Here is a 12,868-nt window from a genome sequence, read left to right as displayed (position 1 = left end):
ATGCGACCCGGCGTTCGCGCGTGATGCGCGCAGGTGCTGCCTAACGAATGATGAAACCCATCTTATCAAATGACGATCAGAATTGGCACTCACATTTAGAGCAGAGTGTCAAGGAATCGGGACTCGATTGGCAAGTCGGATTTTTCATGATTTGCAGCCCGCGCGATCGGGATGCGGCGCGGCGCCACGGGGCGCGCGAAACGGGTCGAGCGCCCCGCCGGGCGGGCGTGTCGGGAGGATTCCGGGCGGCGGGGACGGTGCGGCGACGGGCCGCCTCGATAGGGTCGGATCGCTGTCCGGCAATCCGGATTTGCGCTATTTTTGATTCCGTTTGTGCGCGAATGCGCGGCTTTAATCCACAGTTCGTTGCAATACCGCTCACGCGCCGGCGCGGGAGGCCCGCGCCGGCTGCACGACTCAGCCCGCCGCGCCGTATCCGCCGCCGCCCGGCGTTTCGACGACGAACACGTCGCCCGGCGCCATCTGCGCGCGGCCGATGTGGTCGAGCGCCTCGACCGTGCCGTCCGCCCGCTCGATCGAGTTGCGGCCGAGCGCGCCCGCCTCGCCGCCCGCCGCGCCGAACGGCGCGTGGATCCGGTTGTTCGACAGGATCGATGCGGTCATCGGCTCGAGGAAGCGAATGCGCCGCACCGCCCCGTCGCCGCCGCGCCAGCGCCCGCCGCCGCCCGACCCGGCGCGGATCCGGTGCGAGTCGAGCCGCACCGGATAGCGCCATTCGAGCACCTCCGGATCGGTGAGCCGCGAATTCGTCATGTGCGTCTGCACCGCGCCGACGCCCGCGAAGCCGTCGCCGGCACCGCTGCCGCCCGCAATCGTCTCGTAGTACTGGTATCGATCGTTGCCGAATGTGAAGTTGTTCATCGTCCCCTGGCTCGACGCGACGCAGCCGAGCGCCCCGTACAGCGCGTTGGTGATCGCCGACGACGTCTCGACGTTGCCCGACACGACGGCCGCCGGATACTCGGGGTTCAGCATCGAGCGGGCCGGCACGATCACCGTCAGCGGTTTCAGGCAGCCGGCGTTCAGCGGAATGTCGTCGCCGACGAGCGTGCGGAACACGTACAGCACGGCGGCCATGCAGACGGCCTTCGGCGCGTTGAAGTTGTTGTCGAGCTGCGCGGACGTGCCGGTGAAGTCGATTTCCGCGCGCCGCGCCGCGCGGTCGACGCGGATCGCGACGCGAATCTCCGCGCCGTTGTCGAGCGGGTAGCGGTACGCGCCGTCCTGCAGCGCGCCGATCACGCGCCGCACCGCTTCTTCCGCGTTGTCCTGCACGTGCCCCATGAACGCGAGCACGACGTCGCGGCCGAACTGCGCGACCATCCGGCGCAGCTCGTCGACGCCCTTCTGGTTCGCGGCCACCTGCGCGCGCAGGTCGGCCATGTTCTGCTCGACGTTGCGCGCCGGGTAGCGGCCCGACGCGAGCAGCGCGCGGGTGTCGGCGTCGCGCAGCACGCCGGCCGACACGAGCTGCCAGTTGTCGATCAGCACGCCTTCTTCGTCGATATGGGTCGAATCGGGCGGCATCGAGCCCGGCGTCGTGCCGCCGATGTCCGCATGGTGGCCGCGCGAGCCGACGTAGAACAGCGGCGCGTCCGAGCCGTCCGCGAACACCGGCGTGATGACGGTCACGTCCGGCAGGTGCGTGCCGCCGTGATACGGGTCGTTCAGCATGAACACGTCGCCGTCGCGCATGCGGCCGCGATTGCGCTCGATCACCGTGCGGATGCTCTCGCCCATCGAGCCGAGGTGCACCGGCATGTGCGGCGCGTTCGCGATCAGGTTGCCGTCGCCGTCGAAGATCGCGCACGAGAAGTCGAGGCGCTCCTTGATGTTCACCGAGTACGCGGTGTTCTGCAGCCGCAGCCCCATCTGCTCGGCGATCGACATGAACAGGTTGTTGAAGATCTCGAGCCGCACCGGATCGGCGTCGGTGCCGAGCGAGCGGCGCGTCGGCAGCGGCGTCGTGCGCGTCAGCACGAGGTTGCCCTGCGCGGTCATCTCGGCGCGCCAGCCGGGCTCGACCACCGTCGTGCCGTTCTTCTCCGCGACGATCGCCGGGCCGTCGATCGCGTCGCCGGCCAGCAGCGTGTCGCGCACGTAGAGCGACGCGTCGTGCCATTGGCCGCCGGAATAGAAGCGCACCGCGGAATGGGCGCGCAGCGCGGCATCGCCGCCTTCGTTGCGCGGCGCGAGCGGCGCGATCTCCACCGGCGCGTCGGAGCGGCCGATCGCCTCGACCGACGCGAGTTCGGCGATGAGCGGCGTGCCGGGCATCAGGAACGCGTAGCGCTGCCGGTACGCGGCCTCGAACGCCTGCTGCATCGCGTCGACGCTGCCGGCCGGCACGTCGAGCGCCGAATCGGTGCCCTGGTAGCGCAGGTGCACGCGGCGCTCGGTCGAGATCCGCTCCGGCGGCACGCCTTGTTCGAGCAACGCGCCGACCGCCTCGTCGGCCAGCCGGTCGAGCGCCGCGTTCAGCGCCGGCAGCGACGCGTCGGACAGCACGGCCTCGACCGCGCGCTCGCGCATCGCCGTCTGGTCGGCGAGGCCCATTCCGTACGCGGACAGCACGCCCGCGAGCGGATGCGCGAACACCCGCGTCATCCCGAGCGCGTCGGCCACGCCGCACGCATGCTGGCCGCCCGCGCCGCCGAACGTCGTCAGTACGTAGCGCGACACGTCGTGGCCGCGCTGCACGGAAATCTTCTTGATCGCATTCGCCATGCTGCCGATCGCGATTTCGAGGAAACCTTCGGCCAGCGCCTCGGGCGTCTCGCGCCGCCCGGTCGCCGCGTGAATCTCGTCGGCGAGCGCGGCGAACTTCGCGACCACGCCGTCGCGGTCGAGCGGCTCGTTCGCATGCGGGCCGAACACGCGCGGGAAGTGATCGGGCTGGATCTTGCCGAGCATCACGTTGCAGTCGGTCACCGTCAGCGGGCCGCCGCGCCGGTAGGCGGCCGGCCCCGGGTTCGCGCCGGCCGATTCGGGCCCGACGCGCAGCCGCGCGCCGTCGAAGCCGAGCACCGAGCCGCCGCCCGCGGCAACCGTATGGATGCTCATCATCGGCGCGCGCATCCGCACGCCGGCCACCTGCGTCTCGAACACGCGCTCGAATTCGCCGTGATAGTGCGACACGTCGGTCGACGTGCCGCCCATGTCGAAGCCGATCACGCGCTCGAAGCCGGCCGCCTGCGCGGCGCGCACCATCCCGACGATGCCGCCGGCCGGCCCCGACAGGATCGCGTCCTTGCCCTGGAACGCGTCGGCGCGCGTCAGCCCGCCGCTGCTCTGCATGAACTGCAGGTTCACGCCCGGCATCTCGTGCGCGACCTGCTCGACGTAGCGGCGCAGGATCGGCGACAGGTACGCGTCGACCACGGTCGTATCGCCGCGCGACACCATCTTCAGCAGCGGCGACACCTCGTGCGACACCGACACCTGCGTGAAGCCGATCCGGCGCGCCAGGTCCGCCAGCGCGCGTTCGTGCGCGGTGTAGCGGTAGCCGTGGATCAGCACGATCGCGAGCGCACGCACGCCGCTGTCGAACACGCGGCGCAGCGATGCCTCGGCGCCCTGCGCATCGAGCGGCACGACGACGTCGCCGTGCGCGCCGATGCGCTCGTCGATCTCGACGACGGTCTCGTACAGCGCGTCGGGCAGCACGATGTTCAGATCGAACAGGCGCGGCCGGTTCTGGTACGCGATGCGCAGCACGTCGCGAAAGCCGCGCGTCGTCGCGAGCGCGGTGCGTTCGCCCTTGCGTTCGAGCAGCGCGTTGGTCGCGACCGTCGTGCCCATCTTCACCATGTCGACGCGCTCGGGCGTGATCGGCTCGCCGTCCGCGAGGCCGAGCAGGTGGCGGATGCCGGCCACGGCCGCGTCGCGGTATTGCTCGGGGTTCTCGGACAGCAGCTTGTGCGTGACGAGCGTGCCGTCGGGCCGGCGCGCGACGATGTCGGTGAACGTGCCGCCGCGGTCGATCCAGAATTGCCAGCGTGCTGTGTCGGAGGGAACGGGGTCAAGGTGTCGGTCGGTCATGATGTCGGGTCGATGCGTCGTTGAGTCGAAGGGCGAGCGCCGCCGCACGGCGCGCGTCGCGCGCCGTGTCACGGGGTCGATCGAGGGGGAAGAAAGACGACGGGCCGGCGGCCCTGTCGCCGGGGTTCGTCAGGCGGCGTCGAGTTCGCGGCCGCGGGTCTCGGGCAGCGTCAGCGCGGCGACGATCACCACGCCGTATGCGGCGACCGCGAAGATCCCGATGCTCGTGCCGAGCCCGTATTGCTTGGACAGCGCGCCGATCAGGAACGGGAACAGCGCACCGATCGCGCGGCCCACGTTGTAGCAGAAACCCTGGCCGGAACCGCGCACGCGGGTCGGGAACAGCTCGGTGAGGAATGCGCCCATCCCCGAGAAGATGCCCGATGCGAAAAAGCCGAGCGGGAAGCCGAGCCACAGCATCGACGCATTGGTCAGGTTCAGCGACGTGTACGCGAACGCGATCGCCATCGAGCCGACCGCGAACAGGATGAAGTTCGGCTTGCGGCCGAGCCGGTCGGTCAGGTACGCGCTCGTCAGGTAGCCGACCCACGAGCCGAAGATGATCATCGCGAGATAGCCGCCGGTGCCCATCACCGTGAGGTGACGCTCCGTTTTAAGGAAGGTCGGCAGCCACGTCGTGATCGCGTAGTAGCCGCCCTGCGCGCCCGTCGTCAGCAGCGCCGCGCGCAGCGTGGTCGTGATCAGCTTCGGCGCGAAGATCTCGGTGAGGCGCGGCGCATCGGCCACCTTCGCCTGCGCGGCCTTCTCCTTCTCGTAGACGTCCGGCTCCTTCACGTAACGGCGGATCGCGACGACCAGCAGCGCGGGCGCGAGGCCGACGAGGAACAGCGCGCGCCATGCCTGCTCGGCCGGCAGCACCGAGAACAGCAGCGCATACAGCAGCGCGCACAGCCCCCAGCCGATCGCCCAGCCCGACTGCACGAGGCCCACCGCCTTGCCGCGGTCGCGCGCGCGGATCACTTCGCCGATCAGCACCGCGCCGGCCGTCCATTCGCCGCCGAAACCGAAGCCCATCAGCGCGCGCGCCGCGAGCAGCTGGTGATAGTTCTGCGCGAGTCCGCACAGCGCGGTGAACACCGCGAACCACAACACGGTGAGCTGCAGCGTGCGCACGCGGCCGATCCGGTCGGACAGGATGCCGGCGATCCAGCCGCCGAGCGCCGACGCGAGCAGCGTGATCGTGCCGATGAAGCCCGCATCCGCGAGCGAGATGCCCCAGGTCGCGACGAGCGTCGGGATCACGAACGACAGCATCTGCGTGTCCATCCCGTCGAGCATGTAGCCGACCTTGCAGCTCCAGAACGCGCGGCGCTCGCGCGGCTGCGCGTGCCCGTACCACGAGAACAGGCCGTTGCGCTCGGGGCTCGCGGGCTCCGCGGCGTTCGCCGCGAGGGTCTTGCTTTCCATGGTGGTGCTCCTGTCGTTGTGCGCCGTCGAATGGCGATCGTGCGTGCGGGTGGTCGTGCGGCTCGTTGTGCGGTTCGTCGCCGCTCAGAATACGGCGAGCGACGCGTTCGTGATGTCGGTCATCAGCATGTGGCCGGGCGTGTGCGCGATCGCGATCGGCAGCTTCGCGTCCATCAGCGCGGTTTGCGGCGTCACGCCGCACGCCCAGAACACCGGCAGCTCGCCGTCGCGGATCGTCACCGCATCGCCGAATTCGGGCGCGTTCAGATCGGCGATACCGAGTTCGCGCGGATCGCCGAGATGGATCGGCGCGCCGTGCACGCCCGGAAACCGGCTGGTGATCTGCACAGCGCGAATCGCGTCGGCGCCGCGCATCGGCCGCATCGACACGACGAGCTGACCGCCGAAGATGCCCGCGCGGCGGTTCGGAATCGACGTGCGGTACATCGGCACGTTGCGCCCTTCCTCGACGTGGCGCAGGCCGATCCCCTCGCGGGCCAGCATGTCCTCGAACGAGAACGAGCAGCCGATCGCGAACACGACGAAATCGTCGCGCCACAGCGCTTCCAGCGACTCGACGCGTTCGGTCAGGCGGCCGTCGCGGTACACGTTGTAGCTCGGCACGTCGGTGCGGATGTCGAGATCCTCGCCGAGCGCGTCGATCCGGAACGCCCCCGGTTCGCCGACGCCCAGGAGCGGGCAGGCTTTCGGATTCGCCTGACAGAAGCGCAGGAAATCGTGCGCGAACGCTTCGGGCAGGATCGCGAGGTTCGCTTGCGCGTACGGGCCGCACTGGCCGGCGGTCGGGCCGCGGAACGCGCGTTGGCGCACGGACTGGCGGAATTCGGAAGGGGTCATGAGGTTGTGTCGCAGATCAGGGTGTCGTGGAGATGACGGTGGCGTGTCATCGGATACGGCGAAGAATAGAAAAGAAAAAAATTTGCCGCCAACGAGTTTTTTTGCGCTTCGTGTATAGAATTTCTTAACGAAGATTCGGGTTTTCCCCGGTCCCGTTCACTTTTCCTCACCGGCAAAGTGCGCATCCACCGTCCGTCCGATCGCCATGAACACGCGTTTTCTCGAAACCTTCGTCACGCTCGCGAAGCTGCGCAACTTCCGCACGACTGCCGCCGCGCTGCACGCGACGCCGGCCGCGATCTCGCAGCGCCTGAAGGCGCTCGAGGACGAGCTGCAGACGGTACTCGTCGACCGCGACAGCCGCGAATTCCGGCTCACGCCGAACGGCGAGTACCTGCTCGGCTATGCGAAAGCCGTGGTCGAGGCGACCCAGGAACTGCAGGCTGCCGCGGCCGGCGAGAGCGCGCTGCGCGGCAAGCTGCGGCTCGGCGTGATCGAGACCGTCGTGCACAGCTGGCTGCCGCACTATATGCGGCGCCTCGCGGCCGACTATCCGCAGCTCGAGATCGACCTGACCGTCGACGTCAGCGTCGTGCTGCAGCGCCGGCTGATGGCGGGTGAACTCGACCTGATCATCCGCGTGGAAGGCAGCGACGAGGCGTCGGTCGTGTGCGATGCGCTCGCGAACTATCCGGTGCGCTGGATCGCGCGCGCGGGGCTGCTGCCGAACCTGCGCACGGGCCTCGCGCGGCAGGTGCTGCGCCAGCCGATCCTCACCTACGGACGCGGCACCGCGCCCCATCGCGCACTGGAAGACATCGTCCGCACGCTGGCGCACGCGCACGGCGTGCCGCTGTCGGACACGCGCATCACCGGCTCGCCGTCGATCTCGGTGATCGTGCAGCTCGTGCGCGACGGATTCGGCGTGGCGGCGATCCCGGTGCTGTTCGTCGACGCGTTGATCGAAAGCGGCGAAGTGGTCGAGCTGCCGCTGCAGCCGTCGCCGCCGTCGATCGTCGTGTCGATGTCGCGGCGGGCCGACGCGCCCCGCTTCGTGCACGGCGCAGCGATCGCGGCGCGGGCCGCGTGTCACGAGTATTGCGAGAAGAGCAAACGGTTGCTGGTCGAAGCGCTTTGACGCGGGGCGGGGAGGGGCGATGCGCCGGGGAATCGAACGGCCGGCGCACCGCTATTTTTATGCAATACGAAAGAAATGAACCAGACAGCCCTTCACGCAGTTTGGCCCGTATGCGGCGGCGCGAGCTTGCCGTCGCCATACTCGCGCAGCACCTTGGAAATCACGATGCGATAACCGTCCAGCCAGCGCGCCTGCTTCGACTTCGCCTCGAGATGCGCGGGATGCTCGATCAACTGCCGCAGCGCCGCTTCCGACTCCCAGTAGTAGACGTTCTGGATCAGCCCCGATTCGGCGTTCTCCCACGTTTCCTCGCCGAGATAGCCGGGCGCCGCGCGCGCCATCTCGGCGATCTGCCGGTCGAGCCGGTGAAATTCGTCGTCGTATTGCCCGGCACGGAAAATGAAGGTCGACGCGTACATGCCCGCTCCATCGAATGCGCTTGAAAGAGCGCCGATTGTAAGGCAAGCCGCGCGTGCCGCGATCGTCACGCGGCGAGCGTATCGACGTCGCGCCGGCCGTCGAGCCACGCTTCGATGCGCTGTGCGTCGTCACGCATCTGTTCGGCTGCGGGAGCCGGCATCGCGGCCAGTGCGTGCCGCGCGCGTTCAAGCGCCTGCGCGAAGCCGCGTAACTCGCGCGTCGCGGGCCGATCGTCGGCATGCCGGCGCGCAAGCGCCGCTTCGACGCTCCTCTCGATCAACGCGCGCTGCGCGTCGATGAACGCCATGCACAGCGCGCGGCAATGCACGGATACCGACGCGACGGCGAACAGCACCGGCACGATCGACACGGTCAGGTAGCCACCGGGAGCAAGCCGCGCCAACGCGTGGCGCACGTCCTGCCCGCCGCCGACCAGCGACGCGAACACCGCATCGCGCCACACCGCACGCTCGAATGCGAGCGCATCGCGGCACGCGTCGAGCGCCGCACGGTCCGCGACCTGTCCGGCCGTCACCAGCGGAATCGGGAATGAAGCGTCGACGGACGATCGCGCGCCCGCCGTTTCGACGATGCAGTCCGCACCGAGCCACGCCGCGTCGTCGCGCCGCGCGGCCAGCACACGCGACTGCAGCCGGTCCGGCAACATCGGATCGAGCGGCACCGCACCGCAGATCGACGGTTTGTCCGCATGCACGCTGCAGCGGCCGTCGTCGGCCAGCGCCGCGCAACGGCCGAGCGACGGATAGTCGTAGCCCTGCAGCGTCAGCGCGATCCATTCGCCCTCCGCGCCGCCGGTGCGATGAAACAGCCGCTGCGCCAGTGCGTCGCACGCCGCGACGTCGTCCGCATCGAGCGCATGTGCGGGGTGGCCCGCACGCCAGCGCTCGCCGATCCGCTGCTTCGGCACGCGACCGATCGTCAGCGCGCCGACGAAGCGATCCCGATGCCGGAACAGTTCGCGCAACGACAGCGTCGGCGCGCTGTTGCAGCAGCGTCCGCATGCGTTGCACGCGAGCCCGTAGCCGTCTACCACGGCCGCCGCACCGAATCCTGGTAGCGCGTGAGGATGAAGCGCGCGACGTCGTCCGAGTGATACGCGGCGACGAGCTGCGTCACCCACGGCTTCGCGCGATCGGCATCGCGCACCGTCAGCACGTTCGCGTACGACGAGCGCGCGTCCTCGATGCCGATGCTGTCGCGCGCGGGTTGCAGCCCGGCGCGCGCGGCATCGTCGCTGTCGATCGCGACGAACGCGGCCGTGTCGAGCGCCGCGTAAAGGCGATCGCGGCGCACTGCGACGAGCTTCAACCCCAGCCGGTTGCCGGTCACGTCGCGCAGCGTCGCGCGCAGCCCGGCGCGCTCGCGCAGCGTCACCAGCGTGTCGTTCTGCAGCAGCACGAGCGCGCGAGCCATCCCGCGCGGATCGGCGGGAATCGCGACCGTCGCCCCCGGCTGCAATTCATTCAAGCGCTTCAGCTTGCGCGAATAGAACGCCATCGGCAGCGTGACGGTCGGCGCGACTTCGGTCAGCGCGTAGCGTTTGCGCTCGCGCGTCGCGGCCAGCTGTTGCGCATCCTCGAAGCTCGCCGCGTCGATCCGGCCGTCTGCCAGCGCCGCATCGATGCGCGACGGATCGTCGAATTCGACGACGTCGATGCCCAGCCCTCGCGATGCGGCGACCCGCTTCACTTCGTCCAGGATCTGCGCATGCACGCCGCGGGTCACGCCGACGCGTACGGCCGGCAACGCGGCTTCCGCGGCAACGGTCGAACCGGAATGAACCCACGCGCACGCCGCCAGCAACCAGGCGCCCGCTTCATGCACGATGCGCTTCATGACGCGTCCCTCAGAATCGTGCGGAACCCGATATGCGACGCGCCGAGATCGGCTTCCTGCTGTTCGCGCGACGACGCGCGATAACGCACGCAGTAATCGCGCGAGCACAGGAACGAGCCGCCCTTGATGACCATCGGCGTATCGTGCCGGCGCGTCGGCGGCGCGACGGCCGCCGTGTCGCCGTTCGTGTGCGACTGGTGCGGGCCGGTGTAAGCGTCCTTCGTCCATTCCCACGCGTTGCCGATCATGTCGTAGAGCCGGAACCCGTTCGCCGCGTAACAGCCGACGGGCGCGAGCCCCGCATGGCCGTCCTCGACCGTGTCGAGCACCGGGAACACGCCCTGCCAGTAGTTCGCGGCCGGCTTGCCCTGCGCGTCGCGCGGCGCCGCGTCGAGCGACGCGTCGTCGCGGCCGCCCTTGCCCGCGTACTCCCATTCGGCCTCGGTCGGCAGGTCGCGGCCGAGCCAGCGCGCATACGCGAACGCATCGCGCTGCGTGACGAGCGTGACGGGCAGGTTGCCGAGCCCGTCGATGCCGCTGCCCGGCCCGCGCGGATGACGCCACGATGCGCCTTTCACCCACGACCACCACGCGAGATCGCGTGCATTCATCTCGTCGCGCGTCGGCACGTGGAACACCGCCGCGCCGCCCTGCTGCTCGGCTTCGGTCACGTAGCCCGTCGCCTGCACGAACGCGGCGAACTGCGCGATCGTCACGTCGGTCTGGTCGATCCAGAACCCGCCGACCCGCGTGCGGCCGTCGCCCACCGGGCGCTCGTCCGCGTAGCCGCGCGTGCTGCCGAACACGAACGCGCCGCCGCGCAGGTGCACCATCCCGGCCCGCGGGTCGTCGCGCCAGCCGGCCGGCAGCCCCGAGTAGCGTTCGCACTGCCGCTCCGAGCCGAGCGGCGCGAGCGCGCGGCCGCGATTCGCGCCGTCGAAGGCGTCGCCCGCCGGGGCGACGGGATTCGCATAGCCGGCCGCGAACGCGGCGGCGAACAGCATGGCGGCCAGCGCCGCGCTGATCGTCCGGAACCGGAACCGCATCGTGTCGCTCCCGGGTCAGTAGTAGCCGCGCGGACGCAGCGGTTCGACACCGCCGACGTTGCTCATGTAAGTCTTCCACTGGTCGACGAGCGTACCGATCACCGACGGGTTCTGCGCCGACACGTCGGTCGTCTCGCCGCGATCCGACGCGAGGTCGTAAAGCTGCCAGTGACCGTCGAGCGGCCCGAGCGGCGGCTCGGTCCACAGCGCCTTCCAGCGGCCGTCGGCGCTGCGCAGGTACGCGCGGCCGTATGCTTCGTCGCCGAACGGCGTCGTATGCACTTCGCCCGTCGCCGATCCCGTGAGCACCGGCAGCAGCGACTGGCCCGTGACCGGATACACGTAGCGATTGTTGTAGATCACCTTGCCCTTGTTCTGGTCGACGCCCGTCAGCGTATTGACGAGCGGCGGCGCGGGCTGCGACGGCGGCGTGACGCCCGCGACCGCGAGGAACGTCGCCGTGTTGTCGGTCACGTGCGTGAACGCGCGCAGCGTCGGCAACGACTGCGTCTGGCCCGGCAGGTGCACGATCGTCGGCGTCGACACGCCGCCTTCGGCCGAATAGCCCTTCGTGAGCCGGAACGGCGACGCGCTCACTTCGGCCCAGCGCAGCCCGTACTGCAGCCGCTGCGCGTTCTGCTTGCCGTTGTCGGTGCCGAGCGCCGAATAGGTCGGCTCCTGCGCGTTCGCGGTGTCGGTCGCCGTCGGGTCCGCGCCGGAATCGATCGGCCAGCCTTCCGCGCCGTTGTCCGACTGGAACATGATGAACGTGTTGTCGTATTCGCCGATGTCCTTCAGGTGCTGGATCAGCAGGCCGATGTTGTAGTCGAGGTTCTCGACCATCCCCGCGTAGATCTCCATGTAGCGCGCCTGCGCACGGCGCTCGGCCGGCGACAGGCTCGACCACAGCTTGTCGACCTTGCCGGGGCCGTAGTCGACGTAGCCGTCCGCGGCCGCGTGCACCGCGCTGATGTATTTCGCGCTGGCGGTGCCGTTGTTCGCGGTCGCGGGCGACGCGGCCGTCGTTTCCGGCAACCCGTCGAACGGCCTGAAATCGGCGGGAATCAGGCCAAGCGCCTTCTGGCGTGCGATCCGCGCGTTGCGGATCGCGTCGTAGCCGGCGTCGTACACGCCCGCATACTTGTGCAGCCACGGATCGGGCACCTGCAGCGGCCAGTGCGGCGACGTGTAGGCCGCGTACGCGAAGAACGGCTTGCCGTCGCGCTTGTTCGCATCGATGTACGAAATCAGCTTCTGCGTATAGAAATCGGTCGAATAGAACACGGCCGGGCTGCCGCCCGTGCCGCCCGGCTGCCCGGGCTGGCCAGGCTGCACGTAGCGGCCGTCTTCGGTGTAGTTCGACGAGCCGGCCGGCTCGTGCGCGAAGTGGTTGGTCGCCGCGCCGCCGAGCAGCACGTAGCTGCGCTCGAAGCCCCACTGGTCCGGCGTCTGCCCGCTGCCCGTCGCGCTGCCGACGATCCCCGAGCCGATGTGCCACTTGCCCGCGATATACGTGTGGTAGCCGGCGTCCTTCAATAGTTGTGCGAACGACAGTGCGCGATCGTTCAGGTAACCCTCGTAGCCGGGCAGCCCGCGCCGTTCGTCGGTCGGCACGCCCATCGTGCCTTCGCCGACGAGATGGTGATCGGTGCCGGAGACCAGCATCGCGCGCGTGATCGCGCATACGGTGCCCGTGTGATGGTTCGACAGGATGCGGCCCGACGCAACGAGCGCGTCGAGGTTCGGCGTGTTGATCTCGCCGCCGAACGCGTGGATGTCGGAATAGCCGAGATCGTCGGCCATGATGTACAGGATGTTCGGCCGTTTCGCGGCCAGCGGCGGCGTGGCGTTCGCGGGCGGCGACGGCGGATCGCCGTCGACGCCGCCGCACGATGCGAGCGACACCGCACCGGCAAGCGCGGCGCAGACGACACGGAAACGAAAAGCATGCAACGGCGCGGCGGACTTTTTCATTATGCTGAACGCTCGATCTACGGGATCGGCGATCTTAGCGTCGCGCGCGCGGCATCCAAAGTCCGATTCGTCACATGCTAACGGG

9 protein-coding genes are annotated in these 12,868 nt (G+C 69.3%); 1 reads left to right on the top strand and 8 read right to left on the bottom strand.

From position 1 onward, the window contains the following. Positions 1 to 417: 417 nt before the first annotated feature. The 3 genes from HWX08_RS22415 to HWX08_RS22405 form a co-directional block, all read right to left on the bottom strand. Positions 418 to 4,062 (bottom strand): hydantoinase B/oxoprolinase family protein, encoded by a 3,645-nt coding sequence (locus HWX08_RS22415; RefSeq protein WP_174922461.1) that lies wholly within the window; start codon positions 4,060 to 4,062, stop codon positions 418 to 420. A 129-nt stretch (positions 4,063 to 4,191) separates the two neighbouring features. Further along, on the bottom strand, positions 4,192 to 5,490 hold the full coding sequence (locus tag HWX08_RS22410; protein WP_069259188.1) for an MFS transporter: 1,299 nt from the start codon (positions 5,488 to 5,490) through the stop codon (positions 4,192 to 4,194). Positions 5,491 to 5,574: 84 nt separating this feature from the next. After that, positions 5,575 to 6,348 (bottom strand): putative hydro-lyase, encoded by a 774-nt coding sequence (locus tag HWX08_RS22405; RefSeq protein WP_069259187.1) that lies wholly within the window; start codon positions 6,346 to 6,348, stop codon positions 5,575 to 5,577. A gap of 205 nt (positions 6,349 to 6,553) precedes the next feature. Between HWX08_RS22405 and HWX08_RS22400 the strand changes: the two genes are divergently transcribed. Next, positions 6,554 to 7,486 (top strand): LysR family transcriptional regulator, encoded by a 933-nt coding sequence (locus HWX08_RS22400; protein ID WP_069259186.1) that lies wholly within the window; start codon positions 6,554 to 6,556, stop codon positions 7,484 to 7,486. 92 nt (positions 7,487 to 7,578) lie between these two features. Here the strand turns inward: HWX08_RS22400 and HWX08_RS22395 are convergent, their stop codons facing one another. The 5 genes from HWX08_RS22395 to HWX08_RS22375 all read right to left on the bottom strand — a co-directional run bounded on the left by HWX08_RS22395 (position 7,579) and on the right by HWX08_RS22375 (position 12,783). Beyond that, positions 7,579 to 7,905 (bottom strand): antibiotic biosynthesis monooxygenase family protein, encoded by a 327-nt coding sequence (locus HWX08_RS22395; protein ID WP_069259185.1) that lies wholly within the window; start codon positions 7,903 to 7,905, stop codon positions 7,579 to 7,581. Between the two features lie 65 nt (positions 7,906 to 7,970). After that, positions 7,971 to 8,960, bottom strand: coding sequence for a flagellin N-methylase (locus HWX08_RS22390; protein ID WP_174922460.1), 990 nt, complete (start codon positions 8,958 to 8,960; stop codon positions 7,971 to 7,973). After that, a complete protein-coding gene (locus tag HWX08_RS22385; RefSeq protein ID WP_174922459.1) occupies positions 8,954 to 9,763 on the bottom strand; it encodes a MetQ/NlpA family lipoprotein in 810 nt (269 codons plus the stop codon). The genes HWX08_RS22390 and HWX08_RS22385 overlap by 7 nt, the downstream gene beginning before the upstream one ends. Further along, entirely contained in the window at positions 9,760 to 10,809 is a 1,050-nt protein-coding gene (locus HWX08_RS22380; protein ID WP_174922458.1) for a formylglycine-generating enzyme family protein, read from the bottom strand. The genes HWX08_RS22385 and HWX08_RS22380 overlap by 4 nt, the downstream gene beginning before the upstream one ends. A gap of 15 nt (positions 10,810 to 10,824) precedes the next feature. Next, positions 10,825 to 12,783, bottom strand: a complete 1,959-nt coding sequence (locus HWX08_RS22375; RefSeq protein WP_174922457.1) for an arylsulfatase — start codon at positions 12,781 to 12,783, stop codon at positions 10,825 to 10,827. Between the last annotated feature and the right edge of the window lie 85 nt (positions 12,784 to 12,868).

The sequence above is a fragment of the Burkholderia metallica genome (assembly GCF_902832845.1).
Taxonomy (GTDB): domain Bacteria; phylum Pseudomonadota; class Gammaproteobacteria; order Burkholderiales; family Burkholderiaceae; genus Burkholderia; species Burkholderia metallica.
The sequence above is the reverse complement of the archived record's forward strand: the minus strand, read 5'-3'. Positions and strand labels throughout refer to the sequence as shown.

Coding starts and splice junctions, on each gene's coding strand:
- HWX08_RS22415 (WP_174922461.1), bottom strand. CDS start 4,062: ATGACCGACCGACACCTTGACCCCGTTCCCTCCGACACAGCACGCTGG.
- HWX08_RS22410 (WP_069259188.1), bottom strand. CDS start 5,490: ATGGAAAGCAAGACCCTCGCGGCGAACGCCGCGGAGCCCGCGAGCCCC.
- HWX08_RS22405 (WP_069259187.1), bottom strand. CDS start 6,348: ATGACCCCTTCCGAATTCCGCCAGTCCGTGCGCCAACGCGCGTTCCGC.
- HWX08_RS22400 (WP_069259186.1), top strand. CDS start 6,554: ATGAACACGCGTTTTCTCGAAACCTTCGTCACGCTCGCGAAGCTGCGC.
- HWX08_RS22395 (WP_069259185.1), bottom strand. CDS start 7,905: ATGTACGCGTCGACCTTCATTTTCCGTGCCGGGCAATACGACGACGAA.
- HWX08_RS22385 (WP_174922459.1), bottom strand. CDS start 9,763: ATGAAGCGCATCGTGCATGAAGCGGGCGCCTGGTTGCTGGCGGCGTGC.
- HWX08_RS22380 (WP_174922458.1), bottom strand. CDS start 10,809: ATGCGGTTCCGGTTCCGGACGATCAGCGCGGCGCTGGCCGCCATGCTG.
- HWX08_RS22375 (WP_174922457.1), bottom strand. CDS start 12,783: ATGAAAAAGTCCGCCGCGCCGTTGCATGCTTTTCGTTTCCGTGTCGTC.